Origin of the sequence: uncultured Endozoicomonas sp. (assembly GCF_947495845.1) — a bacterium.
In the GTDB taxonomy this organism is placed as follows: domain Bacteria; phylum Pseudomonadota; class Gammaproteobacteria; order Pseudomonadales; family Endozoicomonadaceae; genus Endozoicomonas.
This window is the reverse complement of record NZ_CANMAO010000033.1, coordinates 1-25,580: the sequence shown is the minus strand read 5'-3', so window position 1 is coordinate 25,580 and position 25,580 is coordinate 1. Positions and strand designations below refer to the sequence as shown.

Genomic DNA, 25,580 nt, shown 5'->3' with positions numbered 1-25,580 from the left:
ACCATGGCTTCATTGAAAACCATTGTTGTGACCGGTGGAGCCAGTGGCCTGGGAGAAGCGACTTGCAAACGTTTTGCCCGGGCGGGTTACGCGGTGTGCGTGGCGGATATTAATCAGGAACGGGGCGATCGAACCGTTGAGACATTGAAGTCTCTGGGTGTTGATGCTTATTACCAGCATTGTGACGTACGAAGTGATGCCGATGTCGATGGAATGATTACCAGTGCCGTTCAGCGCTGGGGGCATATTGATGTTCTGGTCAATAACGCGGGGGTTGCTTCTGGTGGTCGCATAGAAACTACCTCCATAGAAGATTGGCAGTGGGTGATTGATATCAACCTGCTGGGCGTTGCCCGGGGTTGCAAGTCGATCACGCCGGTGTTTAAACAGCAAAAAGCAGGGCACATAGTCAATATTGCTTCTCTTGCCGGATTAGTGAATGCGCCCATGATGTCCAGCTATAACGCGACCAAGAGTGCGGTTGTTGGCCTTTCTGAAACCCTGAGGGTTGAGCTGGAACCTTTTGGTGTTAATACCTCTGTCGTGTGTCCGGCCTTTTTTCAAACCAATCTTGGGGAGTCATTCCGTTCTGGTGATGCTCATATGAAAAAGGTGGTGGATAAGTTGTTGTCCAGCTCCAGTGTGACGGCCGACGATGTTGCCGAGGATATCTTCAAAGCAGTACAAAATAAGACATTCTACGTTCTTCCCCATAAAGAAGGTCGTTGGCTTTGGCGGCTGAAGCGTCACTTCCCTTCATTATTCAAAGGGCTGGTGAGTCGTGGTTATAAAAAGAATCTACGAAAGCAGGGAGTTGAAGTATGAGCCAGGGAAGTACAACGATGGTCGATCAACCCAAAGACATTCGCCCCGGTGAAGAGCTGGATAAACAGGTGCTGAATACCTATTTGCAGAATCTATTTCCTGAACTGCAGGGCGAGTTGGCTATACGTCAGTTTCCTGGTGGTGCTTCTAACTTGACGTATTTGGTGTCTATGGGGGATCAGGAGTGGATTCTAAGACGGCCGCCGTTTGGTGCAAAGATTGCCTCTGCCCATGATATGAGCCGGGAATTCCGAGTGATGTCGGCACTTCAGGGTCATTACCCTGTACCAGCCATGATTGCTTTTTGCGAAGATCAAGATGTGTTGGGGTGTGACTTCTATTTAATGGAGCGACTGGAAGGCATTATTCCCCGGACGGACTTGCCTAAAGACTTGAAGCTCAGTGAGCAGGATGGCTTGCAGTTGTGCATGAATGTGCTGCAGAAGTTCAGTGAGCTGCATAATGTGGATATTGAGAAAGCCGGGCTGACCTCGTTAGGTAAAGGTACAGGTTATGTACGCCGGCAGATTGAAGGTTGGAGTGGCCGTTTTCGTAAGGCAAAAACCGACAATGTTCCGGACTTTGAAACCGTAATGGATTGGCTGGATGATCGGCAGCCGGAAGATATTGGTAGCTGTTTAATCCATAACGACTTTCGGTTTGATAATGTGGTGTTGAATCCGGATAACCCCATGGAAGTGATTGGCGTGCTGGATTGGGAAATGTGCACCCTGGGTGATCCATTGATGGATCTCGGAAACAGCCTTGCTTACTGGATTGAGGCAGGTGATGAACCGCAGATGCAGATGTTCCGTCGGCAACCAACGGATATTCCCGGTATGCTGACCAGAAAGGAAGTGGTGGATTGGTACTGCGAACAGAATGGTATTGAACTGACGTCGTTTGATTTCTACGAAGTCTATGGCTTGTTCCGGCTGGCGGTGATTATGCAGCAGATTTACTACCGTTTTCATCACGGGCAAACGAAAGACCAGCGGTTTGCTATGTTCCCGATGGCGATTACGTATCTTGAGCAGCGCTGTTTGCGGTTGATGGGTGAGTCTGGACTCTAATAACAAAGACAATACTATGGCCAACATTTATTTGATCCGACATGGGCAGGCGTCTTTTGGTCAACACGACTATGACTGTCTTTCTTCAGTGGGTGAACGTCAGGCAAGGTTAACGGGTGAATGGCTGTCAGGCTCACTTAGAAAGGATTTCTCAGTGTTGGGCTGTGGCACGTTGTTGCGCCAGAAACAGACATTGTCGGGTATTGTTGCTGGCATGGGTGTTTCTGAAGGTAATCCAGCCAGAACTGAGAGCCTTGTTCTTCCTGATTTGAATGAACTGAGCACAGATGATCTGATTCTGACGGCAAGTTCAGAGTATTCCGACCGGGCAAGTCTGGATAGAGCGATCAGTCGTATGGAAAACCCGTCGCATACTTTTTTTAATCTGTATCGCTCGGCTCTGGATCGCTGGACTTCTGGTGAGTACGACGATGAGTATCAGGAGTCCTGGGATCACTTTAAAAGCCGCACGCTGGCAACGGTGCGGGAAACAGCCAATAAATTGGAAGACAATGATTCCGCTCTGTTGGTGAGCTCTGGCGGGGTGATCTCTGCCATTGTGCTGCAACTGTTGAATTGTCCGAGCAGTGAGCTATTCCGAATTAATCGGCAGGTGCATAATGCATCCATTACGGTTCTGTCTGCCCGTAACGACAAGTTGAGCCTGCACAGCTTTAATAATTACTCACACCTTGAAGCAAAAGGTGAAAAGCAGTTGTTGACCCGAATTTAATCGAAAGAATAAATCGAAAGAATAACAATAAAGAGAACGACAATGTCTGATAAAAATACAAAAGACCTGTTTGATCTGACCGGAAAAATCGCTCTGGTTACGGGTGCCAGCCGAGGCATAGGCGAATCCATTGCCCGATTACTGGCTGATCGTGGCGCCCACGTTATTGTTTCCAGTCGTAAGCTGGATGGTTGTGAAGCCGTCTGCAGTTCCATTCGTGACAGTGGCGGTTTGGCAGAAGCGATCCCTTGCCACATAGGCGAGATGGAGCAGATCACTGCACTGTTTGATGCGATCAAAAGCAAACATGGTCGGCTGGATATTCTGGTCAACAACGCGGCAGCTAACCCTTACTTCGGTCATATTCTGGATACGGATCTAGCGGCGTTTCAAAAGACCGTCGACGTAAATATTCGTGGTTACTTCTTTATGTCTGCCGAAGCGGGAAAAATCATGCGTGAGCAAGGCGGTGGCAATATTGTTAATGTTGCTTCCGTCAATGGCGTGACTCCCGGGCATATGCAGGGTATTTATTCCGTAACCAAAGCGGCTGTGATCTCCATGACCAAAGCCTTTGCCAAAGAGTGCGCTGGCCTGAGTATTCGGGTGAATGCCTTGTTACCAGGGCTTACAGAAACGAAATTTGCGTCTGCCCTGACAGGCAATCCAGCCATTATGAAGCAGGCGCTGACCCATATTCCCATGAATCGCAGTGCCGATCCGGATGAGATGGCAGGCACTATTTTGTATCTGGTGTCCGATGCGTCCAGTTACACGACGGGTGCCTGTATTAATGTGGATGGTGGGTATTTGACGGTTTGATCAGAAGAGGTGGCAATCTGAAATGGTTGCCGGAAATGTCGCAAAACGCAGTAGGTCGGTAATTCTGTAAGAATTGCCGACATCTCGCCAGTCTGTAGGTACTTATTGTCGTCTGCCATCGACTTCAGATGCCCAAAAAAGCCAGCTATCGCAAATGGCTGATGCAATTTCCCTTATTGACTTGAAATGCCTATTCAGAGAAACAATAGGTTTCAAATTAGAGTTCTCAGGGTATTCAGTGTTTGAATCAGCAAAGACTACAGTGGTCGATTTATTACGCCATGGTGAGCCGGAGAACGATGGCTGTCTTAACGGGCACTATGATGTAAGTCTGTCAGATAATGGTTGGCAGCAGCTGAAGCAGTCGACTGAAGGTTCCGTAAAATATGACACTATAATCACGTCTCCATTGAAGCGTTGTCGGTTATTTGCTGAAACTTATGCAGTGCAGCATTCCCTGCCTTTGAAAATCGATACGGGCTGGCAGGAAATGTTCTTCGGTCAATGGGATGGTAAGCCCTATGACTGGATTCATAAGCACAGCCCCGAATTATTGTCTGATTTCTGGAGAGATCCATGGCAGTTTACCCCGCCAGAGGGTGAAACTATGTCGTCCTTTCATCAGCGAGTTTCTCAAGCCTGGAAAAGTTTATTGCTGGATCGTGCGGGTGAACACATTCTTCTTATCAGTCACTCCGGTGTTATAAGGCAATTACTGTCTATTATTCTTGGCATGGATCCCAGTCAGAATCTGGCGATGTCCAGATTGCACATTCCCTACGGCAGTATTTCCCGTATCGAAGTTTATCACGATGAGCAGGGCGGTCAGTGGCCCCGCCTTATGTTTCTTAATGGTCAGTGTTCACAATGAATATGGATACAAACAACCAGAAAACAGCGGGTGTCTGGTTATCCCATGGTAAGGCGATTGCGCTGGCTATGGGATTTTTTACCCGCTTGCCAACTTGGCACCTGAAGGACATTTATGATGAAGATATGGGGCGAGCGCTGCTGTATTTTCCTCTTGTGGGGTTGGCGGTTGGCATAACCTCTGTATGCTTTGGTCTGATGCTGCACAGTGCACTTTTATACTGGCATGGTGCTGTCTCCATGATTCATCTTGGGCTGATTGGCGCGCTGGTGTTTGCCATAATGACGCTGATCACGGGCGGCCTTCATTTAGATGGTGTCGGTGATTGTGCGGATGCCTGGGTTGGTGGGCTGGGTAATAAAGAGCGTACTCTTGAAATCATGAAAGACCCCACCTGCGGCCCCATGGCTGTTTTAGTATTGGTGGTTTTGTTGTTGTTAAAGATGGTTGCCGTCGTTGGACTGGTTTTGTCGTCTTCCTGGTGGGTTTTGCTGTCGATCCCCATACTCAGTCGATGTGCCGGTATGGCTTTGTTTATGACAACCGACTATGTAAGGCCTAAAGGTCTGGGTCAGGCTTTCAGTGATTACTCCAAAAAGTCGGAATGCTGGATTTTTCTGTTTACTGGCCTGACTGCAGCTGTACTAATATCCGGTTTCTTTCTCATCTTTCCTGCATTGATAACCGCTGTTGTCTGGTGGTGGCTTCGTCGTCAGAGCATCGAGAGGCTGGGTGGCTTTACCGGTGATGTGGCCGGCGGTGTTATTGAAGTAACGGAAATGGTGTTGTTGGTCACTTCCGCTTTGTTAGTTTAACAATCTGATTGCGTTCTTAGACTTTGTTGTAAATCGTGATGAATAAACCTGCCATATACTTCAGCATGATCAATGCTGTCGCTGATTTGCCCGAGCTTCATAATTTGAGTGATGCGGGTGCCGGTTTGGGTTTGATGGGATATACCCCAGCCAACAACACCGAAATGATTGTGACTGGCAGGGATATTACGCCACTGCCGGGTATTATCCCCCAACCCTTGCTGACCAATAATGCAATCACGCCTGCGCTATTAGTCCACAGTCTTTTACAGCTGTTGTGTCGCAATGGTTATGAAGTACATATGCGGGTCTACAATATCGACCTGCCGGTGACACCAGACTTGCCGCCATCGTTACATCAGCTGGACAGTGTTCAGCAGTGGCACTGTGATTGCGATGAGATTGAGGCTCTTGTTAATGACGTTATGCTCCACAATCTGCAGCAGGAAGCTAATGGCAATAACATCAGTCTGATTGGTGAGTGTGGCGTGGGCAGTACGTTATTTTCATCATTGTGGTTCAGTTTACTGATGGGCGAAGAGGTACCCGTATCTGGCAGCACCAAAGCCTCCCATAAATTGGAGTATAAACGTCAGGTTATTAATCAACGGCGCCGTGAAGTATTGGGCAGTGGCATAACGCCTTCAACAGAATCACTGCTATGCCAGTCTGGCTGGCATGACAGCTTTCAAAAAACAGTGAGTGGATTGCTCCAGGGTTTGATGACGCAGGATCATGCAAACCCTGTCTGGTTAGCGGGTGGGTTGATGTTTGTTGCCCCATGGTTAATGCACTGTCATCAAAACCCGCTGCGACTCGCTCAATATCGACAACGTTTTCAACAGGTCACTACCCGCTGGGTGTATACCGATACCGGTCAGGGCCAATTACTGCTGACGTTTATCAAAGACAATATTGAGATAAGGACACCTGTCGTTAATTTTTCAGCGTCCCGTCACCCTTGTGTCGAACTCTATGAACAGGGGTTGGTGGTCGAGGGCTGTGGCCTTGGTGGCTGTCTTTATCTTGCAGAATATCTCGGTTTTTCTTCTGAACAGATTATTGCCGTCATCGATGAGTTTGTTGACGAGCATTTCTCACTTTTTGACGTTTCTGGAAATAAAGCTTTATGAGTGATTACAAATCGTCCGCTGGGCCAAGAGCCATTATGGTTCAGGGTACGACATCGGATGCCGGTAAAAGTGTTATCTGTGCAGGCCTCTGTCGTGCATTGCGGAATCGTGGAATAGAAGTCGCACCATTCAAGCCGCAAAATATGGCCCTTAACAGTGCAGTCACTGTGGATAATGGCGAGATTGGTCGTGCGCAAGCCGTTCAGGCACAGGCCTGTGGTCTTGAGCCTCATTCGGATATGAACCCGGTGTTGCTTAAACCCAATACCGATATTGGTGCCCAGGTTATTGTGAATGGTAAAGCGTTGACGGATATGGATGCCAGAACCTATCACGATTACAAACCCAAAGTGATGGCAGCAGTTCAGGCATCTTATCAACGTCTGTTAAGTGCTTATGAAGCTGTCGTGGTCGAAGGTGCGGGTAGTCCGGCAGAAATTAATCTGCGGGATCGGGATATTGCCAACATGGGCTTTGCGGAAGAAGCGGATTGCCCTGTGGTGATTGTGGCGGATATTGACCGTGGTGGTGTATTTGCCCATCTTTATGGAACACTGGCGCTATTGTCTGAGTCTGAACAGGCGCGGGTGAAAGGTTTTATTATCAACCGCTTCCGGGGGGATATTAAATTGCTGGAATCCGGCCTTGACTGGCTGGAAGAGAAAACCGGCAAACCCGTTCTGGGCGTGATTCCTTACCTGCATGGCCTTCATCTGGAAGCAGAAGATGCGGTGGCCGTTCAGCAGCTGAATACCGAATCAGGCAACTCATTATCAGGCAATACACTAAAAGTTGTAGTGCCCGTCTTCAGTCGTATGAGCAACCACACGGATTTTGATGCGCTGCGTTTGAATCCGGCGGTGGATATTACCTTTGTCTACAAAGGTAAACGACTTCCGCCTGCTGACTTAATCATTCTTCCCGGTAGCAAAAGCACCCGCTCCGATCTGGCATTTATGCGCGAGAATGGCTGGGATGAAGATCTGTTCAGACATATCCGCTTTGGTGGCAAAGTCATGGGTATTTGTGGTGGCTACCAGATGCTGGGACAGTTTGTGCATGATCCGGATGGCATTGAAGGTGAGCCAGGTTCCAGCAATGGGTTTGGTTTGCTGGATCTGGAAACGACCATTGAAAAAGAAAAACAGCTGCGACGGGTTAAAGGTGTGATGCAGTTGCCCGGGCAGGCGAAAGCCAACGTCACCGGTTATGAAATTCATGCGGGCACCACCGTAGGTCCTGCCCTTGAAAAGCCGTTAATCCAGCTGGATTCCCACGATGATGGTGTGATGTCAGACGATGGACAGATATTTGGCAGTTACCTTCATGGTATTTTTGATCATTCCGAAGCTTGCCGTGCCATCCTAGAATGGGCTGGTTTAAAAAACGTCGAAGTGCCAGATTATGATGCCGTTCGAGAAGAGGGCATTGAGCGGATTGCCAGTGCTCTTGAGGCGTCGTTGGATATGGATCAGATCATCTCAATCATGTTTGGACCGGAGTGTGTTGCCCAATGAGTAGTCAGCCATTATCCGATAACGCAACCTTTCCCGAAACTGGCGAAGCGTTTATTACCTCCTGGAGTGGTGGTAAAGATGCCTGCTACGCTTTCTGGTTGGCACAGCAGCAAGGTGGTCATCCCGCTGCGCTTTACACCATGTTGGATGAAGACGGCACACATACCGGCTCCCATGGTTTGCACCGTGAGATTATTGAGGCACAGGCTAATGCGTTGGGTGTGACTGTTCTGTTTCGTTCGGTACCCCGAGGGCACTACGAACAGCACATGAAAGATGTGATCGGTGAAGCACAGGAGAAATTTGGAATTACCAGTGTCGTGTTTGGGGATATTGATCTTGACGCGCACAAAGTGTGGCTGGATCGAGTCACGGACGAAGCCAATACTATTCCCCGATTTCCGCTGTGGCATTACACTCGACGACAGTTGCTGGATGATGTTCTATCAGCGGGCTTCAAAAGCATGATTGTCAGTGTGAAGCACGACAAAATGGACACGAAGTACCTTGGTCAGATTATGACCCCAGAGTTGGCGGATGAAATTCAAGCGCTGGGTATTTGCCCGACCGCAGAAGATGGGGAATTTCACAGTTTGGTGGTGGATGGTTCCTGCTTTGCAACTCCGCTAAAGGTGAAAACTGGTGCTATCCGACAGGACAACTGGGGGCACTCAATGATTCAGATTACCCTCAGTGAGTAGACTGGCTGATAACCACAGACTTTAACAGGTACGTTGTAATCCAGAAGCCAGACGATGCCAGTCGTCAGTGTTTCTGGGAAGACCAAATCGAATACCGCTTTCATCATCTAAAAGTCTGGTGAAGATACCTTTCTTGCAGAGTGATTCATGTAAAACACATGCACGATCTGTGAAAACGGTAGCAAACATGGGTGTTCCATAAACCTTAGAAAAATGTTCCTGTAGTAATTTCAATAGCCGGTTACCGGATGTCTTCAAGCGGGTCATATTCTGTTGTTGCCAGATATCATCTTTCAGAGCTTGTTGGGCAATAAAACGACTTGGACCGTTTATTGTCCATGGGCCAAGATGCTCCTGCAGACACGTCAACACGCTCTTTTCAGCGAGTACAAAGCCTAAACGTATTCCCGCAAGGCCAAAAAACTTTCCAATAGACCTTAATAGTATCAGCCCTGAACAAGGTACCTTATCGGTCAGGCTGTGTTCTGGAGAGCAGTCCATAAAGGCTTCATCGATAACCAGCCATGCCTGTCGTTTAGACAGCTGATCGTGCCAGCTCAATAGTTTTTTCGGATCAATCAAATGACCCGTTGGATTGTTAGGATTGATGATTAATACAACATCTGCCTGATGCAACTGCGCTTCCGTGGGTTCATCCTCATAAGTCAGTATTTCATAGCCTTGCTGACTCCAGGCGTGGAAGTGTTCTCGATAACCAATGGCTGGAATGGCAATGGTGTTGCTGTCTGGAAATAACTGACGGCGAATAACTGGCAGACTTTGTATGGCGGCTTGAGATCCCGCAACGGGTAAAATTGAGTTGCAGCCATAATAGCTAGCGGCGGCTTCAATTAATCCATCGTCGTCTTCAGGCAAACGATTCCAGCTGACTAATGGAATCTCTGGTATCGGGTAGCACTGTGGGTTAACCCCTGTGGATAAATCGACCCAGTCTGACAGTGGTATCTGATACCGCACCGATGCAGCCCTGAGTTTTCCTCCGTGATTTAACATAAACTATGTCCGTTAGATGTAATACCAATGTCGCTTTTAAATTATGGAGTGAGCAAGTTATTTTGGGCGATTGGGCAAGGCGAAGAGACGAGTCATAGCCGTAGCTATGGCGAGGAACTTCAACGCAGATCCAGTCGGTCAAAATGGCTGCGCAGCCCATAATTTAAAAGCAGAATTGGTATAATAGCAGGCAGTAGAGAGCAGGGTAATAAGTGCCCAGAGTATGGTGCCTTTGGTGACCAGTGCTGTGGAACGATTAATGTCGTTTAACTCGGGTTCTTGTCCACAGCCCAGCTGAACGCCGGAAACCTCCTGGCCATGGTAGGTTGCCTTGCCGCCAAGGGTTATTCCCAGGCTGGCAGCGCCGGAAGCCATCACAGAGCCGCCATTAAAGCTTTTATAGGCAGGAGCCTGAGAGCTCCAGCATCGAATGGCTTGTCGGGTATGACCAAACAGGGCGTAGGTAAGGGCGCATAATTGACCCGGAATCAGGTTGAGAAGATCATCAAGTCGGGCAGCTGCGCGACCAAAGTAAAGGTATTTGGTGTTTTTGTAGCCCCACATGGCATCCAGCGTGTTGGCCATGCGATACAACACGGCACCCGGAGCGCCTGCCACAAGAAACCAGAATATGGCACCGAAGACAGCGTCGTTCCCATTCTCCAAGACGGATTCAATGGTGGCGCGGATAATTTCCGCTGGTGTCAGTTGGTCGGTGTGGCGGCTCACGATCCAGCCTACTTTTATTCTTGCTTCGGTCAGGTCATCACTCTTTAAGGCACTGGAAACATAGCCCGCGTGCTGAATCAAACTGAATCGACCAATGACCAGATACAGTAGAACGACTTCCAGTATCCAGCCGAAACCCGGTATCTGAATGAGAAAATAAACTGCAATAGTCGTTGGTATCACCGTCAGAGCCAGTGCCAGTAAACCACACAAAAATGATGATAGAGAGCGCTCTGGTTGATCAGGATAAACTGCTCTTTCTATCCATCGAGCCATACGACCAAAAGCGGACAGTGGATGCCAGTGGTTGGGTTCTCCCAGCCAGTGATCCATCAATAATGCCAATGTCAGCTGAACAGCGGAAGACAATGCCAGTTCTATCACGAGGTTACTCTCAAGGGGGCTATCAAGGGGCGGGCTCAAGGGGTTAGTGGAGTTGGTTTTGAGGCAAAGAATTCATCCACTTTGTTAGCGGCATAAAAATGTCGAACGTTGTCCAGTTTCTTGCACAGATCTTCGGTGCCTGCAATCAGGCGACCAGAGGCGCGATAAAGCAGGTCTTCATCAATGGTAATAATTTGTTGATTCTGGCTTGCCTGAAGGGAAGACCAGCCAGCGGCAGAAACATCCACAGGCTTTGCAGTTCCGTGACCACCACGAAGCATAATGGATTGTGGGTTCTGAGCGATGACCGACTCCAGAGAGACATTAGCAAAGCGGGACACCATGCTGGGGAACACATTTTTACCACCGCAAAGCTCGACCACTTCACCAATAATATGACCATTGTCGACGGTTAACAGTGGCTCGTGCCATATCTGAATAAAGATGCTCACAGGTTCAAGGTGAGCATAGGTTTCCGACAGTGTTTGGTAATGTTGCTGTAATTGGTCGGCATGTTGATTTGCGGCCTTGCTATGACCCGTCATCCTTCCAAGATTGCGGATGTTCTGAATAATGTCAGGAATGGTCTCAGGGTTGGAGTGATAAACAGGAATACCCAAGTCTTCCAGTTGTTTCAGCTGCATGGGTGGGTTGCCACCGCTGTAGGCAACTATCAGATCGGGCTGCAATGCAATAATCTTTTCAATATTGATGTTGTTGTAACTGCCCACATTGGTTTTGGTTTTTGCGGCTTCAGGGTAATCGCTGTATTTGACGACACCAATCACCTGGTCGCCGGCACCGCTTTCATAAAGCAGCTCGGTAATGTGCGGTGCAAGGCTGATGATTTTCTGCGCAATATTGGGCAGTGTGATTTCTTTGCCGCTGTCATCGGTGATCTGAATAGATGCCAGGGCGCTAGCGGAAAAGGCACTGATCGTCAGGCACAATAAGCTGAATCGGACCAGTCGATTTATGGATGTTTGTACGGTTTTCAGTACGGTATCTCTCAGGTGGGATTCATTGGAGCGTACCGGTAAAACTGATACATTGGCTGTTCTTGTTTCCATGCATTTTTCCATCATGCCACTCCAGCTGAAAGCGATCCTATGAAAAGCGATCCTGTTAACAATGGTTCCCGGTTTTTCAGAAATACGGAATGTGAATATTTCCCGTGTCATAAAGCCCCAAAACCGGAACACTTTAATTGCCTGATGTGCTTTTGCCCGCTCTATCTAATGGACGACTGTGGAGGTAAGAATACCTTCAAATCCGGCATTAAAATTTGCACAGATTGTACGATTCCCCATGCCCCTAAAGGCTATGACCGCATCATGCAAAAACTGAAAGAGCGGAATGAGGCAGTCCGGCTTCAGTTTGTTGCGGTGGAATCATAAAGCGGCTGTTTCATCTTTCAATACGTGGGGTAAACCGGCGACGGTGAGCACAACACGATCAGCTTGCTCAGCCAGATTCTGATGCAGTCGGCCGGTTTCATCGCAGAACTTACGAGTCAGTTCACCCATGGGGACAATACCCATGCCCACTTCGTTGGATACGAAAATCACCTGGCCTTTCAGCGCTTTAAGGCATGACAGAAGCTCTGCTCGTTGTTCATGAAATACATCAGGGTTTTCATGGCAGAGCAAATTAGTCATCCATAATGTCAGGCAATCCACCAATAAGCATCGGTTGTCGTTTGCCTGTTCTTTCAGGGTTTTTGCCAGCAATAGCGGTTCTTCGATAACAGCCCAATGATCAGGGCGTTGTGCCCGATGGTGCTCTACACGATCAGCCATTTCACCGTCGTGTACGGTGGCTGTGGCGATATAGATAACCTCAAGACCGGATTCAGCCGCTTTCTTTTCTGCAAGCTTGCTTTTGCCGGAGCGGGCACCACCAAGAATTAGCTCTATCACGGGGGTATTCCAAAAGTTAGGGTACACCGTGTGGTTTGGTTGCCACACAGTGTTGGTTTTTAGTAGGTATGTATTAGAACTCAGGAGTCCAGGTCAGGCTGACAATACCTGCGCGTGGTGGGGCATTGTAGCCTTTTGTTGTTGAATATTCTTTGTCCAACAGGTTCGATAATATCAGTTGAGATTTGAACTCTTTGTTAAGTTGTTTTGCTAAGCGAAAATCGATGGTTGCAAAACCTGACAAGGGTTCAGAGTTAATCCCCTTGGAATCCTTGTTGTAACTCCTTCCCTGAGCATAAACAGTAGCTCCAGTAGACCAACTTCCAAATTGACGGTCAGCACTCAGAGTAATGTTTTGTTTTGCTCGGCGGGCAAGATATGTGTCAGTTTTTCGATTTCGTGGGTCTAATAGAGTTAATGTTGAGTTAATATTCCATTCCATTACAACGCTATTGATGCTGGCTTCCAAGCCTCGTATACGAGCTTTGTCAACATTTACGGGCATTGTCTGCTTTGGGTTTTTTGGATCATCTCCTGTCGCTATCATATCTTCGATGCTGTTTTGGAAAATAGCGATCTCCCATCTACCAATAGACTGATTTCCTTTCAGCGCTAACTCGTAATTTTGAGAGTGTTCTGGTTTTAGATCAGGATTGCCGTGGTAGCCATAGTCGTTCTTTGGGTAGTAAAGATTGTTAAAGGTTGGTGCCCTGAATGCAATCGCGTAGGAACTTACTAACCTGATATCACTGAATAAGTAATATCCATAAGCGATGTTGCCTGTTGTATTAGAGCCGTAGGCTTCATTCTCATCTTGGCGTAGTGCTATTTGCAGGTCACTGTTTTCAAACTGTGATTGGTTTTGTACAAATAAGGCAGAGTTGTAGCGAGAATCTACGTGCTTTCCAGTGTGTGGATCGATGAATTCGCCTGATCCACCCACTGTATCATGATAATAATCTACGCCGGTCGTTAAAAGTTGATTGTTCTGCCAGCTAATATCATTTTGCCAAAGTAAAGAAGTGCGTTTTGTTTCGATCTCTGAAGGAGTGTCATCTCCTAAATGATTGCTGTTGTTTCGAACATAGCCCGCGTCTATTCGGCTGAACCAAATATCATTGATGTCCTTCTGTGCAAATACATTAATGGTACTATTCTCGAATTTGTTATATGCGTCGTATGTTCCATCATATTCCTGTCTTCCCTCAACATGAGAAAGACTAATGCCGACTTCAACGCCATTAGAAAACTGGTGTGAAACATTGCTTGAAAATGCTGTGTTGCGATAACCGTCATCGTCCTTGCTGGCAGGGTGGCTGGCACTAGAATAATCATCATTCGTGAAGTTATAGCCATCAGTTTCAGAAGTACTAACTCCGATATTGAATCGAGTGTTTCCAGACTTTCCGCCAGCGTTGAAGCCAAGTTCTTTAGTGTTATCAGTTCCAATAGCGGTTCGGACGGAAATATGTGGTTTACCTTCTCCTTTTCTGGTGAAAATATTTACAACACCACCAATGGCATCGGCACCATATAGACTGCTAGCTGGCCCGCGAACAATTTCAATACGGTCAATTTGACTTGGGTCTAGGTATTGCAATTCTGGAGTACCATTCGTAGCCCCATTGATTCTTTGCCCATCAATTAGAACTAGAGTTTGCTCACTACTGGCGCCTCGAATCATCATTGATACTGAAGCGCCACGTCCACCATTGGAAGTTAACTGAACCCCAGGAACAGTCCGCAACAACTCCGGCACAGAAGAAGCCTGACTACGCTCAATATCTTCGCGGGTAATCACAGAAACCGGCGCCAGTGTTTCATCAACAGACTGTGCGGTTCGGGTTGCAGAAACCACCACTCGATCCATTGTGTAAGCTTTTGGTTCTTTAGCCAGAGCCGTTGTGCTGCAAATCACCAGTGCCAGAGAAGTCAGCACAGGAGAAAAAGAAAAGTATTTCATCAGTTCTCTCGAAAAAATCGAATTAGAAACTGGGTGGGTAGCTACAACGATGAGTGATCATGTTGTAAGACAAATGTCTTTAGAGAGGAAATCAGAAGATTCTCTCAACCGCCAGGTAACCCGCCCGGTTAAAACAACAGAGGTTGTTTCTAAGTAGTTGACCATTTGAAAACGAATATTTCTGGCTGAATGGATGGTTACTATGCAAGGCACAACGCAGGGAGCATAGCTTTTACGCCCTGTGGGTGGTAGCTATGTGACTGGAGTTGTAACGCAGCAGAGTGACTGTCCATTCAGTCAGAAATTATGATTTCATTTGGTTAACTACTTATAGGTTGCTTAACTAAGGCAGGTATCCTGGCTCTGGAGTCTTTATTGCTGATCGCCTTCCCAGAATACTATGTCAGTATTGCCAGTGGCTTTTGATCAGAACTCGTCCATCACAGTTGCGGGTACAGCAGGGTTTTAAACCCAATTCCCAAATGATCTATTCATCAACAGTCGTATTGTATCTTACGGTCTGTTTACCTTCAGTTAACAAAAGTTTTAATGAAAAAGAAGCTAATAAACAGTGTGTTTTTCCGATTCGATTTAGGTAGTTATACATTCGTTTGTGCAATTCCTGATTTTGTCCGGTAGTAACTCAATTCGAATACGATTTTTCATTTTTTTAAAAAGGTCAATAGTTTGATCAGGGTCATAATTTTTTGTGGGTTTTCCATCAGAATCCGCTCCACATAATTGATTTTGATCATTTCTGGTCAATCTCTGCATGAATTTGATAATCATGGTTTGTTTTTTTTGATCTGCGTCAATTTTTATTAAATGGTGCTCTCTGACACATATCAAACCGATGTCGTGCTCATTTGGTTAGTCTAGCCGCGCAAATTCATACATTTTTTCATTCGAGCGAGGCGCAGGCTCCTCATGCTTCTTAAAACGAAACTGTTCGGAAAGGTTTATACCTTCTCCAGCATTAAAGAAGTGCTCGCCAAGGCCAACGAAAAGCGTTCTGGCGACGTACTGGCGGGCATTGCCGCCGAATCAATTACAGAGATGGTCGCGGCGAAAGATGTTCTTTCCCGCATGCTGTTGTCTGATCTTCGGAATAACCCGGTCGTTCCTTACGAGGAAGACGAAGTTACCCGAATTATTCAGGACGATGTTAACGAGCGCATTTACAGCGAAATCAAGAACTGGACGGTAGGCGAGCTGCGTGAGTGGCTGTTGTCTTATGAAGCCCAGAGTTCCGAGATTCGTCGTATCAGCCGTGGCTTGACGTCTGAAATGATCGCGGCGGTTGCCAAGATCATGACCAACGGTGACCTGATCTACGCGGCCAGCAAAATTGTTGTGCTGGCGACGTGTAACACCACCATCGGTCAACCGGGTACGCTGGCAGCTCGTCTGCAGCCTAACCACACCACCGATAACGTGGATGGTATCCGCATCTCTACCCTGGAAGGTCTTTCCTACGGTATGGGTGACGCGGTCATTGGTCTGAACCCGGTAGACGACACCACAGACAGTATTTATCGCTGTCTGCATCAGTTCGAGGAGATCAAGCAGAAGTTTGAAATCCCAACCCAGAACTGCGTGCTGGCTCACGTGCTGTCTCAGATGGAAGCCGTAGAACGCGGTGCACCAGCAGATATGATTTTCCAGTCCATCGCTGGTTCCCAGAAGGGTAACGAAGCGTTTGGTTTCACCGCTGGCAATCTGGCAGAAGCCCAGGACATGATGCTCAAGCAGGGCACCTGTACTGGTCCTAACGTGATGTACTTCGAAACCGGTCAGGGTTCTGAACTGTCTTCCGATGCACACCACGGTGCCGACCAGGTGACCATGGAAGCCCGTTGCTACGGCTTTGCCCGCCGTTACAACCCGTTCCTGGTGAACACTGTTGTTGGCTTTATCGGTCCTGAATATCTGTACGACGGTAAGCAGGTAATCCGTGCCGGTCTGGAAGATCACTTCATGGGTAAGATGCACGGCCTGCCAATGGGCGTGGACGTTTGCTACACCAACCATATGAAGACCGATCAGAACGATAACGAAGCTCTGATGACACTGCTGACAGCAGCTGGCTGTACCTATTTCATGGGTATTCCTGCCGGTGACGACATCATGCTGATGTATCAGACCAGCGGTTATCACGATGTAGCCACCATGCGTGAGCTGTTTAACAAGCGCCCAATCCCGGAATTCGAAGCCTGGTGTGAGCGTATGGGCATTATGGAAAATGGTCGTCTGACTGCCAAGGCAGGCGATGCTTCTATTTTCCTGAAGTAATGAGGGCTCACCATGATTTCTGAAAATGATTTGAAAGACCTGATTGGCAAAGTCCTGAAGGAAATCGATCTGTCTGACGCCGGTAAGGCTGAACAGGTTGCTCAGGCGGTTGCTGGTAAGGTTGAAAGCGCTTCGGCGAATAGCGCCGCGCAAATAGACGACAGCGAACTGTACGACATTACGGCTATCGAAATGTCTGACTTCTTCGCTATTGAAAATGCGGAGAACAAGGCTGAGTACATGAAGCTCAAGGCCAAGACGCCAGCGCGTCTGGGTATTGGTCGTGCCGGTCCTCGTTACAAGACTGAAACGATGCTGCGTTTCCGTGCAGACCATGCTGTTGCAATCGACTCCGTATTCAACGAAGTGGATGAAGCGCTGGTTGCTGAAGCTGGCCTGATTGCCGTGTCTTCCAAGTGTGAAGACAAAGATATGTACGTCACTCGTCCTGACCTGGGTCGTACTATCAATGAAGAAGGTGCCGCAAAAATTCAATCTGAATGCCGCAAAGGTGCGGACGTTCAGATCGTGATTGCTGATGGCCTGTCTTCCAGTGCGATTACCGCCAACCTGAAGAACATCCTGCCAGCTCTGAAACAGGGTCTGGAAGGTTACGGCCTGAGTGTAGGCGACACCGTATTCATCAAGTTTGGTCGTGTGGGCGCTATGGACCACCTGACTGAACTGACCAGCAGCAAAGTCACTGTGATGCTGGTGGGTGAACGTCCAGGACTGGCTACTGGTGAGTCCATGGGTGCCTACATCACTTATGAAGGCAAGGTGGGTATGCCGGAAGCGGGTCGTACCGTGGTTTCTAATATCCATCGTCGCGGAACACCTGCTGCTGAAGCCGGTGCGCACATCTCCAACATCGTTAAGAAGATGTTTGAGCAGAAGTGCAGCGGTGTTGGTTTCCGTTTCTGATCTTTGGATATAGATATAACCCAAAGTATTTGGAGATGCAGGTAGGCGACAAGTGAACGAAGCCTTAGGAGCTTGGGTTAACCAAGTGACTGAGGTGAGTGAGCGCAGTCAACACCCCTGCATCTTCAAAGACGAAGGGTTGAAAGGAGTAGAACAATGAAAGGTGATCGCCTGGGTGCCAGCGTACTGGCCGTGAAAATGATCCCCAATGTTGACGCCAAAATGGCGGAAAAGCTGGGTATGCCAAAAGGCTGGAAGAGTCTGGGTATCCTGACTGCTGATGCCGATGACGTGACTTTCTGTGCCCTGGACGAAGCGTGCAAAAACGCTGAAGTCTCTGTGGTTATGGGCAAGAGCTTCTACGGCGGCGCAGCCAATGCCAACAGCAAACTGGCTGGTGAAGTGATCGGTATGATCGCTGGCCCAAGCCCTGCGGAAGTTCGCAGCGGCTTGAACGTGGCTATCGATTACATCGAAAACGAATTCTCTTTCTACAGTGCGAACGAAGACGACAGTATTGCTTACTTCGCTCAGTGCATCTCCCGTACCGGTTCTTTCCTGTCCGGCATGGCTGAAATTGAAGAAGGCGAAGCCCTGGCGTACCTGATTGCTCCACCACTGGAAGCCATGTACGCACTGGACGCAGCAATGAAAGCGGCGGACGTGAAACTGTGTCAACTGTTTGAGCCTCCATCAGAGACCAACTTTGGCGGTGCCTTGCTGACCGGTAGCCAGTCTGCCTGTAAAGCGGCATGTGACGCTTTTGCCGATGCGGTGAAGTTTGTTGCGGATAACCCAAAGCATTTTTGATTGGTATTTAAAGATTTGCTCTTACTGAGTAAAGAATGGAGAGGCTGACAATGAGAACACAAGAGGCGGCGGGTTTTATTGAAACGTTTGGCTACCTCGCGGCGGTGGAAGCGGCAGATGTCTGTGTGAAAACCGCCAATGTCAGCCTGGTCGCTAAACAAAACGTCGGTGGCGGTCTTGTCACCGTCATTGTCCGCGGTGACGTGGGCGCTGTTAAGGCGGCTGTGGAAGCCGGCACTATGGCAGCTGATCGTGTAGGCAAGGTGATTTCTTCCCATGTGATTGCACGACCTGTTGCTGAACTGGATGTGCTGCTGGGTTGTCACGTTGAGCAAGTGGTTGAAGAAGCGGCACCGGTTGTGGAAACCCAGCCTGACGTTGCGGAAGAGACGACACTCGCCGTTAAGGATGCTGCTGACAGCAACGCTTTGTCTGTGGAAGCACCAGTGGAAACACTAGAAGGTGTCATGACCGCAGATGAGCTGAAGGCACATAAGACAGTGAAATTGAGAAATATGGCACGACAACTGCCGGGCTTTTCGTTGAGCAAGCAGGAAATCAAGTTTGCCAACAAAGCCACGTTGATTCAGGCCATGATCGAATATCACCAGAGGGTGAAGTAAATTGGAACTTCTTGATAAAGACCTTTCTTCCATTCAGGAAGTAAGAAATTTAATCCGCCGGGCGTCTGCTGCCCAGAAAGTGCTGGCTGATTACAGTCAGGCACAGGTGGATGCACTGGTAGAAGCCATGGCTCGCACCGGTGAAGCCAATGCGACTCGTCTGGCAGAAATGGCCGTAGAAGAGACGGGTTTTGGTAAGGTTCAGGACAAAATTACCAAGAACCTGATTGCCAGTAAGCATCTGGCTGAATCGATTCGTTCCATGAGAACCATCGGTTTTATTTCCGAAGATCCTGTCAAGAAAATTCAGGAAGTGGCTGTACCTTACGGTGTAGTTGCCGGTCTGGTGCCGTCTACTAACCCAACATCGACAGCAATTTATAAGTCGATAATTTCTATCAAAGCCGGTAATGCCGTCATCATCAGCCCGCATCCTTCTGCGCTGAAGTGCATTTCCGAGACGGTACGTGTTCTGCGTGAAACGCTGCAGAGCCTGGGCGCCCCAGCGGATCTGATCAATGTCATGAGTCAGCCGACCCTGGAAGGCACCAGCGAGCTGATGAAGAACAGCGGCACTGGCATCATTCTGGCCACTGGCGGTTCTGCCATGGTGAAGGCTGCTTACAGTTCTGGCAACCCTGCTCTGGGTGTTGGACCAGGCAACGTGCCAGCATTTATTGAACGCACTGCTGATATTAAAAAGGCTGTGTCGTACGTTCTGATGAGCAAGACCTTCGACAATGGAACGGTCTGTGCTTCTGAGCAGCACGTGGTGACTGAACATGTGATTGCCGATCAGGTTAAAGCAGAGATGATCGCTCAGGGTTGCTACTTCCTGAATGAAGTGGAAACCGCCAAGATCGAGCGCGTCATCATGGGGCCAAAAGGCGGCCTGAACGCCAAGATCGTTGGTAAGCCTGCGGTTGAAATCGCTCGTATGGGCGGACTGGAAATTCCTGCAGACACCCGTGTTCTGGTTGCAGAACAGGGTCGTGAGTGCGTTGGTAAGCGGTATCCATTCTCCTGGGAGAAGCTGTCTCCATTGCTGGGCTTCTATCGTACGACAGATGCTCACGAAGCCTGTGAGCTTTGTCTTGAGCTGCTGAATTACGAAGGTGCTGGTCACTCTCTGGCGATTCACACCCAGAACGATGATCTGGTTCGTGATTTTGCTCTGAAGAAGCCGGTTTCCCGTCTGGTAGTGAACACGCCTTCCACGCATGGTGCGGTTGGTGCGACTACTGGTCTGCCACCGGCGTTTACTCTGGGTTGTGGCAGCGTGGGTGGTTCCGCCACTTCCGACAACGTAACACCGCTGCATTTGTTCAATAAGCGCTATGTCGCTTATGGCATCCGTGAGCCTCAGGCCCCTTCTTTGGCTCAAGCTGCTGCCAACCAGTCTTCTGCGACTGAACTGGATATTGAAGCAATCACCCGCATGGTGATTGAACGACTGAAAGCGCTGTAAGTGCTTTCAGGTAACGCTTTTATTTAATGTATTAAACACGTCTCCACGGAGACAATTTGGAGTAAGAAACAATGGCTATCTCTAACGCTCTGGGCATGGTTGAAACTAAAGGTCTGGTTGGTGCTATCGAAGCTGCTGACGCGATGGTTAAAGCTGCTAACGTGACTCTGGTTGGTAAAGAGAACATTGGTAGTGGTCTGGTAACCATCATGGTTCGTGGTGATGTTGGCGCTGTTAAAGCCGCTACCGATGCTGGCGCAGCTGCTGCTGAGCGTGTTGGCGAACTGGTTTCTGTACACGTTATCCCACGTCCACACAGTGAAGTTGAAGTTATTCTGCCACAAGCTAAGGCTGAGTAATTTCGTTCCCGCGTTATTGATTAACGCGGGGATGTATACCGCTCCTGTCGTGTGCAGGAGCGAGTTCAAACACTGGCAATCTCGCCTGTGCTGATTGTGAGACTCCGCTGTGAATACCCTCGAAACCGAACAACTCCTGAAGCACATTGTTGATCAGGTGATTGTTGAATGCACTGCCATGGTTCTGAGCACTTCAGACAGTGTTGCCGTCAACGAAAACGGCAACAACAGTGACAACAACAATGGCAAAAAAGAAATCCCTGTTGAAACGTCCGCTCGCCATGTGCATCTGTGTCAAAAAGACGTGGAAGCCTTGTTTGGTGCTGGACATCAACTGACGCCTAAACGTGAACTGTCTCAGCCGGGTCAATACCTGTGTGAAGAGCGCGTGACGGTGATTGGCCCGAAGGGCACGTTTGAAAACGTTGCAGTGCTTGGCCCGGCAAGACCGGACAGTCAGGTAGAAATCTCCCGTACCGATTCCCGTCAGCTGGGTGTGAATGCACCGCTGAAAGAGTCTGGCGATATTGCTGGCAGCCCGGGTGTATTCCTGTATTCGGGCGCTGGTATGGTGAAACTGGAAGCCGGCGTGATTATTGCCCGCAACCACATTCACATGACCAGCGCGGACGCTCAACGACTGGGTGTTCAGGATAAGCAGGAAGTGGACGTGCGGATCGAAACTGATCGCCCTGTCACTTTCCACCGTGTACTGGTTCGGGTGAAAGACAGTTTTGCTCTGGCGATGCACATTGATTTTGATGAAGCCAATGCGGTTGGCCTGCCGGCTGATGCTAAAGGCGAAATCACTGGCTGATTAAGGTAGAAAACGACGATGTCTGAATTCAATCCTGAGCATGTCAGTCAGCTGATCCAGAAAGTTGAAACAAGCCTGACAAAAACGATCAAGGTTACCGACTCGGATAACCTCGTTGTCGGTGTCGATCTGGGTACGGCGTATATTGTTCTGGTGGTTCTGAATCAGGATGGTGAGCCGGTGGCCACTGAGATGCAGTTTGCCCAGGTATTGAAGGACGGGCTGGTTGTTGATTACATCGGCGCACTGACCATTGTCCGGCAGTTGAAGGGTAAACTGGAAGAGCGTCTTCAGGTTTCCCTGGAAAAAGCGGCGATTGCCATGCCATCCAACACGCCGGAATCCGTCTGCAAAACGCACCGCTATGTGGTAGAAGGCGCAGGCATGGAAGTGGTGAATATGCTGGATGAGCCGACTGCGGCTAACCGGGTTCTGGGTATTCAGAACGGGGCGGTTGTGGATATCGGCGGTGGCACCACTGGCCTTTCTATCTTTAAAGATGGGGAGGTGATTTACACGGCAGATGAAGCCACAGGTGGTACGCACCTGTCTCTGGTTCTGGCCGGACACTACAAAACCAGCTTTGAAGAAGCGGAAGAGCAAAAGAAGATCACTGCCAATCATCGCGATGTGGTGGCCATTGTTCGTCCGGTGATTGAAAAGATGGGCTCTATTGTCCGCCACCATATTCAGGGTTTCGACGTTCAGGATATCTATTTGGTAGGCGGTACTACCTGCTTACCTGAGTTTGAGCAGATCGTTGAAAAGCAAACCGGAGTGACAACCTGGAAACCGGATAACCCATTTTTGGTGACGCCGCTGGGTATCGCTATCAGTGCATTAGAAGCTTTGACTTAAGGATGTCCAAAATGAACACCGATGCTCTGGTGGAATTAATTGCCAAGCGAGTAATGGAGCAGTTACTGGCGCTTCAAAGTTCTCAGGCAATCAGTAAACCAATGCCGTCTGTTCTGGTGGTTGGCGATTGTGATGATCGAGTGCAGTTAGAGCAACGGCTTGCTGGCTTCCAACTGACGTACAGCGCTGAACAGCCATCAGCAGATCCTGCTGCTTTTGACCATGTACTTCTGACCACCTTACCAAACAGTCTGTTGTCGGCATTGGCAATAGGTTTGGAAAGAGGCGATGAAGGCTGTGTGATTGTGAACAGTCTGCTGTTGGGTAAGACAGTTCATATTCTGGAAGAAGGCATTGCCTATCGTCGTTTTCGTGAAACGGCAACGCCTGCTTTTTATCAGGTCTTTCAGGATAAAGAAACCACACTGTGCTCGTTTGGCATGAAGGTGGTTAACCTTGGTCAACTGTCTTCTGTATTGACGGGTGCTGAAACGTTTGCAAGAACGGAATCGGCTGCCGTGAATGAAGTGGTTTATCAGGTGGGCGCACCCCGTGAAAAGAACGTTGCTGGCGTTAAGTCAGTGTGCAGTGATCTACAAATGCATGATATCCATATGCTGGATAAACGGGTGATTGGAGAGAAAGATCTTCGCGCCTGTTATGAGCAGGGATACCGTCATATCAAACTGATGGAAAAGGCCGTGGTCACACCACTGGCAAAAGATTTTATTCGGATGAATAAAGATCTGGTTCTTGCCGTCTGATTTGAAAGCCTGAACGGATTCAGGCTTTTATAATCTTTGATCCTATGAATCAGCTTTCCAGCCAAGCCTTCAACTCATCCATTCCTTCGCCAGTATAAGAACTGATTTCGAATATTCTTGAGACTTTCGCAGCCGTCAGCATCTTTCTTGAAAATTCCCGGTTCGCTTTTTCACTGTCAACTTTGGTCATGATGCCAATCACTTCTTTATTGAACATGGTGGCAAAGCCCGGTGGAATCAAATTTTGCCGCTTTGAGCAATCGTGCAGTACGGCAATGGCATGATAATCAACGGAGGAAGACATCAGGGCAGAATAAAAACGACGGTTTTCAATAAATTCACCGGGCGTATCAAGAAACTGTTTGTTGTAGGTCATGGCCTGAGTTTTTTTATACTTCAGTTCCTCGCCCATCAGTGCCTGAACCAGGGTCGTCTTTCCTGCGGTCGTTGTGCCGACCAACATCATCTTTTTCATTACGAACGGGTTACTTGAGTCGGAGCAAATTGCAGGGTGTCTCTGAGCATATCAATGGCTGCATTCAGACCGGCTTCCACACTGGAAACATCTCCGGTCAGGATCAAACAGCCGGAAAAGCGATCCAGAAATCCAATATCAACACCGGATGCTTTGGTCGCAACGTCCGCAGCGATCATGGAGCCTTCGCTTGGCGTGATGGTCATAATGCCGATAGCGCTGACTTCATCCGCATCCAGGCCGAGTTTGATGACGAGGTCTTCCTGCGGGTTAGCGATCAGGTGGGCCAGAGTGACCTGCTTCCCCGGAACGTATTCTTGAATAATACGTTCTTTCTTTTCGAGAAGGTTGCCCAAAATGCTGGCGTTCATGTTTTACGGCTCTTGTCTTTTAATCAGAGGAGTTGGTGCAGCTGTGAGCGCTGCACCAAAAATAATTACTGCTGTTGCTTCTGACGGGCGATTTCTTCCCAGTTTGCTGGGTAGGCAACAAACATAAAGCGGGCAAAGTCGGGGGCGCTGAACTTGATGGTCGATCCTTTAGGGATAAACATAACGTCGCCGGCATGACCGACCACTTCACGGCCATCGATGATGATCTTCAGGGTGCCTTCAACGATGTAATCCACTTCGTCGTATTCCAGAGTCCAGTCAAAAGTGGTCTGATGGATTTCCATCATGCCGCAGCCAAGACGTGGGCTTTCATTGAGGTCCAAAATATCAGTAATAAACACTTTGTCGTTTGGATTGCCAGTGTCGAACGGTTTGCACTTCACGGTAGGTGCTTTGATAACCGCAACGCCGGAAGCATCTGCGTGTTTCTCAAACTCAGCGGCCGGTTTGTGCAGCTGCTCTGCAACCACTTTACGGATGATCTGTTCCAGTGCTTCAGGGGTGATCTGGTTCATTAGCTTACTCACAAAAATGAAAGGTGAACTATTTAACGAGATGTTTCAGAACGGCCTGCTGAACTCGTTCAATGTGTTGTGTGTTAGTCACATTGAACACATCGATCAGCAGTTGATGAATGCGCTTTTTCAGGAGGGCTGTGGATTCCAGCTGGTTGCTGCGAATCACCTGAATGCCCTGGATTTTTGCCAGATCGTCGGCACCGGGGCTCAGGAGCATGCCTTTTTCAAGAATCAGGCAGCCATCAGTGACAAATTCACTGAGGTTGTTGCGGGTGATCAGACGACTCATGGGTTGACTTCCATATTATCCACAATGCCGACAATGGCTTCATCAACAGGCCCTTTGGATGGCAGGATCGCCCGGCGTGCAGCACCTCCACGGGCAATCAGTACGACGTCGCCTATACCTGCGCCAACGGTATCAACAGCCACCAGAGATTGACCGGTTTCCTGCTCACTGGCGTTGATCAGTTCAACGACCATGAGTTTGAATCCGTTGAGACCATCCTGTTTTCGGGTGGCCCAAATGTTGCCTGTTACCTTACCAATCAGCACTTGCCATACTCCCGGAAAATCGCTTGGTCAATAAAACTGTCTAGAATGGAACATTAATACATGGCAGTGGAAGTACAGTTGACGAAAGTCATCTTTTCCAGCATCAAAAAATTAATCTGGATCAATTTTTAGGCGCTTTTTTCAGAGGTCTCGACTTTAGAGTTCCCAAAGCACAATAGTTCAACAACAATCGAATAATCAGCTAAAAAGCAACCATCCCCAACGA

At 48.6% G+C, this 25,580-nt stretch carries 28 protein-coding genes, 1 pseudogene and 1 riboswitch; of the genes and pseudogenes, 19 read left to right on the top strand and 10 right to left on the bottom strand.

Annotated elements, in window-relative coordinates:
• The first annotated feature begins 3 nt into the window (after positions 1-3).
• The 9 genes from Q1B11_RS17150 (at position 4) to Q1B11_RS17110 (ending at position 8,490) form a co-directional block, all read left to right on the top strand.
• The gene (locus Q1B11_RS17150) at positions 4-825 is read left to right on the top strand and encodes an SDR family oxidoreductase (protein ID WP_299734670.1); all 822 of its coding nucleotides are present in this window, start codon (positions 4-6) and stop codon (positions 823-825) included.
• Complete coding sequence (locus Q1B11_RS17145; protein WP_299734667.1) at positions 822-1,898, top strand: phosphotransferase family protein; 1,077 nt, start codon at positions 822-824, stop codon at positions 1,896-1,898. Before Q1B11_RS17150 ends, Q1B11_RS17145 begins: the two co-directional genes overlap by 4 nt.
• Positions 1,899-1,914: 16 nt before the next feature.
• The gene (locus tag Q1B11_RS17140) at positions 1,915-2,631 is read left to right on the top strand and encodes a histidine phosphatase family protein (RefSeq protein ID WP_299734665.1); all 717 of its coding nucleotides are present in this window, start codon (positions 1,915-1,917) and stop codon (positions 2,629-2,631) included.
• Between the two features lie 42 nt (positions 2,632-2,673).
• Entirely contained in the window at positions 2,674-3,453 is a 780-nt protein-coding gene (locus Q1B11_RS17135) for an SDR family oxidoreductase (RefSeq protein ID WP_299734663.1), read from the top strand.
• Positions 3,454-3,691: 238 nt separating this feature from the next.
• Positions 3,692-4,324 (top strand): alpha-ribazole phosphatase family protein, encoded by a 633-nt coding sequence (gene cobC / locus Q1B11_RS17130; RefSeq protein WP_299734662.1) that lies wholly within the window; start codon positions 3,692-3,694, stop codon positions 4,322-4,324.
• Positions 4,321-5,139 (top strand): adenosylcobinamide-GDP ribazoletransferase, encoded by an 819-nt coding sequence (gene cobS, locus Q1B11_RS17125; RefSeq protein ID WP_299734659.1) that lies wholly within the window; start codon positions 4,321-4,323, stop codon positions 5,137-5,139. The genes cobC and cobS overlap by 4 nt, the downstream gene beginning before the upstream one ends.
• A gap of 38 nt (positions 5,140-5,177) precedes the next feature.
• Complete coding sequence (locus Q1B11_RS17120; protein WP_299734657.1) at positions 5,178-6,272, top strand: hypothetical protein; 1,095 nt, start codon at positions 5,178-5,180, stop codon at positions 6,270-6,272.
• Positions 6,269-7,789: a cobyric acid synthase gene (locus Q1B11_RS17115; protein ID WP_299734655.1), complete on the top strand. Its 1,521-nt coding sequence runs from the start codon at positions 6,269-6,271 to the stop codon at positions 7,787-7,789. Before Q1B11_RS17120 ends, Q1B11_RS17115 begins: the two co-directional genes overlap by 4 nt.
• On the top strand, positions 7,786-8,490 hold the full coding sequence (locus Q1B11_RS17110; protein ID WP_299734653.1) for a diphthine--ammonia ligase: 705 nt from the start codon (positions 7,786-7,788) through the stop codon (positions 8,488-8,490). Before Q1B11_RS17115 ends, Q1B11_RS17110 begins: the two co-directional genes overlap by 4 nt.
• A gap of 21 nt (positions 8,491-8,511) precedes the next feature.
• On the opposite strand, the gene cobD is transcribed toward Q1B11_RS17110, so the two are convergent.
• From cobD to Q1B11_RS17095, 3 genes are all read right to left on the bottom strand, one after another.
• Positions 8,512-9,504, bottom strand: coding sequence for a threonine-phosphate decarboxylase CobD (cobD, locus tag Q1B11_RS17105; protein ID WP_299734651.1), 993 nt, complete (start codon positions 9,502-9,504; stop codon positions 8,512-8,514).
• A gap of 138 nt (positions 9,505-9,642) precedes the next feature.
• Entirely contained in the window at positions 9,643-10,617 is a 975-nt protein-coding gene (cbiB, locus tag Q1B11_RS17100; RefSeq protein ID WP_299734649.1) for an adenosylcobinamide-phosphate synthase CbiB, read from the bottom strand.
• Between the two features lie 35 nt (positions 10,618-10,652).
• Entirely contained in the window at positions 10,653-11,687 is a 1,035-nt protein-coding gene (locus Q1B11_RS17095; protein ID WP_299734647.1) for a cobalamin-binding protein, read from the bottom strand.
• A 39-nt stretch (positions 11,688-11,726) separates the two neighbouring features.
• Between Q1B11_RS17095 and Q1B11_RS17090 the strand changes: the two genes are divergently transcribed.
• Positions 11,727-12,014, top strand: coding sequence for a cysteine-rich small domain-containing protein (locus tag Q1B11_RS17090; protein ID WP_299734645.1), 288 nt, complete (start codon positions 11,727-11,729; stop codon positions 12,012-12,014).
• Here the strand turns inward: Q1B11_RS17090 and cobU are convergent.
• Together cobU and Q1B11_RS17080 are read right to left on the bottom strand one after the other, a co-directional pair.
• Positions 12,009-12,536, bottom strand: coding sequence for a bifunctional adenosylcobinamide kinase/adenosylcobinamide-phosphate guanylyltransferase (gene cobU, locus Q1B11_RS17085; protein WP_067583248.1), 528 nt, complete (start codon positions 12,534-12,536; stop codon positions 12,009-12,011). The two genes, Q1B11_RS17090 and cobU, sit on opposite strands and share 6 nt — an antisense overlap.
• Before the next feature lie 73 nt (positions 12,537-12,609).
• Positions 12,610-14,499 carry a TonB-dependent receptor gene (locus Q1B11_RS17080; protein WP_299734640.1) on the bottom strand — a complete coding sequence of 630 codons (1,890 nt, stop codon included), beginning with the start codon at positions 14,497-14,499 and terminating at the stop codon, positions 12,610-12,612.
• Positions 14,500-14,828: 329 nt separating this feature from the next.
• Positions 14,829-15,046, bottom strand: a riboswitch (cobalamin riboswitch).
• A 380-nt stretch (positions 15,047-15,426) separates the two neighbouring features.
• Between Q1B11_RS17080 and Q1B11_RS17075 the strand changes: the two genes are divergently transcribed.
• The 9 genes and pseudogenes from Q1B11_RS17075 (at position 15,427) to Q1B11_RS17035 (ending at position 23,414) form a co-directional block, all read left to right on the top strand.
• Positions 15,427-16,791 carry an ethanolamine ammonia-lyase subunit EutB gene (locus Q1B11_RS17075; RefSeq protein ID WP_067516460.1) on the top strand — a complete coding sequence of 455 codons (1,365 nt, stop codon included), beginning with the start codon at positions 15,427-15,429 and terminating at the stop codon, positions 16,789-16,791.
• Positions 16,792-16,803: 12 nt separating this feature from the next.
• On the top strand, positions 16,804-17,715 hold the full coding sequence (eutC, locus tag Q1B11_RS17070; protein WP_299734636.1) for an ethanolamine ammonia-lyase subunit EutC: 912 nt from the start codon (positions 16,804-16,806) through the stop codon (positions 17,713-17,715).
• Positions 17,716-17,871: 156 nt separating this feature from the next.
• The gene (eutL, locus tag Q1B11_RS17065; RefSeq protein WP_067516465.1) at positions 17,872-18,525 is read left to right on the top strand and encodes an ethanolamine utilization microcompartment protein EutL; all 654 of its coding nucleotides are present in this window, start codon (positions 17,872-17,874) and stop codon (positions 18,523-18,525) included.
• A gap of 50 nt (positions 18,526-18,575) precedes the next feature.
• A pseudogene (locus Q1B11_RS17060) lies at positions 18,576-18,842 on the top strand (BMC domain-containing protein); the annotation flags it as partial.
• A gap of 307 nt (positions 18,843-19,149) precedes the next feature.
• Entirely contained in the window at positions 19,150-20,616 is a 1,467-nt protein-coding gene (locus tag Q1B11_RS17055; protein ID WP_299734632.1) for an acetaldehyde dehydrogenase (acetylating), read from the top strand.
• A 71-nt stretch (positions 20,617-20,687) separates the two neighbouring features.
• A complete protein-coding gene (pduA, locus tag Q1B11_RS17050; protein ID WP_067516473.1) occupies positions 20,688-20,975 on the top strand; it encodes a propanediol utilization microcompartment protein PduA in 288 nt (95 codons plus the stop codon).
• Between the two features lie 109 nt (positions 20,976-21,084).
• Positions 21,085-21,792, top strand: a complete 708-nt coding sequence (locus Q1B11_RS17045; protein WP_299734627.1) for a phosphate propanoyltransferase — start codon at positions 21,085-21,087, stop codon at positions 21,790-21,792.
• Between the two features lie 18 nt (positions 21,793-21,810).
• Positions 21,811-22,650: an ethanolamine utilization protein EutJ gene (gene eutJ / locus Q1B11_RS17040; RefSeq protein ID WP_299734625.1), complete on the top strand. Its 840-nt coding sequence runs from the start codon at positions 21,811-21,813 to the stop codon at positions 22,648-22,650.
• A gap of 11 nt (positions 22,651-22,661) precedes the next feature.
• Positions 22,662-23,414, top strand: coding sequence for a hypothetical protein (locus Q1B11_RS17035; protein WP_299734623.1), 753 nt, complete (start codon positions 22,662-22,664; stop codon positions 23,412-23,414).
• Between the two features lie 49 nt (positions 23,415-23,463).
• On the opposite strand, the gene eutP is transcribed toward Q1B11_RS17035, so the two are convergent.
• From eutP to Q1B11_RS17010, 5 genes are all read right to left on the bottom strand, one after another.
• Positions 23,464-23,889 (bottom strand): EutP/PduV family microcompartment system protein, encoded by a 426-nt coding sequence (gene eutP / locus Q1B11_RS17030; protein WP_299734621.1) that lies wholly within the window; start codon positions 23,887-23,889, stop codon positions 23,464-23,466.
• On the bottom strand, positions 23,889-24,260 hold the full coding sequence (locus tag Q1B11_RS17025; RefSeq protein WP_095210274.1) for a BMC domain-containing protein: 372 nt from the start codon (positions 24,258-24,260) through the stop codon (positions 23,889-23,891). Before Q1B11_RS17025 ends, eutP begins: the two co-directional genes overlap by 1 nt.
• Positions 24,261-24,325: 65 nt before the next feature.
• Positions 24,326-24,796, bottom strand: a complete 471-nt coding sequence (locus Q1B11_RS17020) for a cupin domain-containing protein (RefSeq protein ID WP_067516483.1) — start codon at positions 24,794-24,796, stop codon at positions 24,326-24,328.
• Between the two features lie 28 nt (positions 24,797-24,824).
• Complete coding sequence (locus Q1B11_RS17015) at positions 24,825-25,088, bottom strand: hypothetical protein (RefSeq protein ID WP_067516485.1); 264 nt, start codon at positions 25,086-25,088, stop codon at positions 24,825-24,827.
• A complete protein-coding gene (locus Q1B11_RS17010) occupies positions 25,085-25,354 on the bottom strand; it encodes a EutN/CcmL family microcompartment protein (protein WP_067516487.1) in 270 nt (89 codons plus the stop codon). Before Q1B11_RS17010 ends, Q1B11_RS17015 begins: the two co-directional genes overlap by 4 nt.
• Positions 25,355-25,580: the final 226 nt, after the last annotated feature.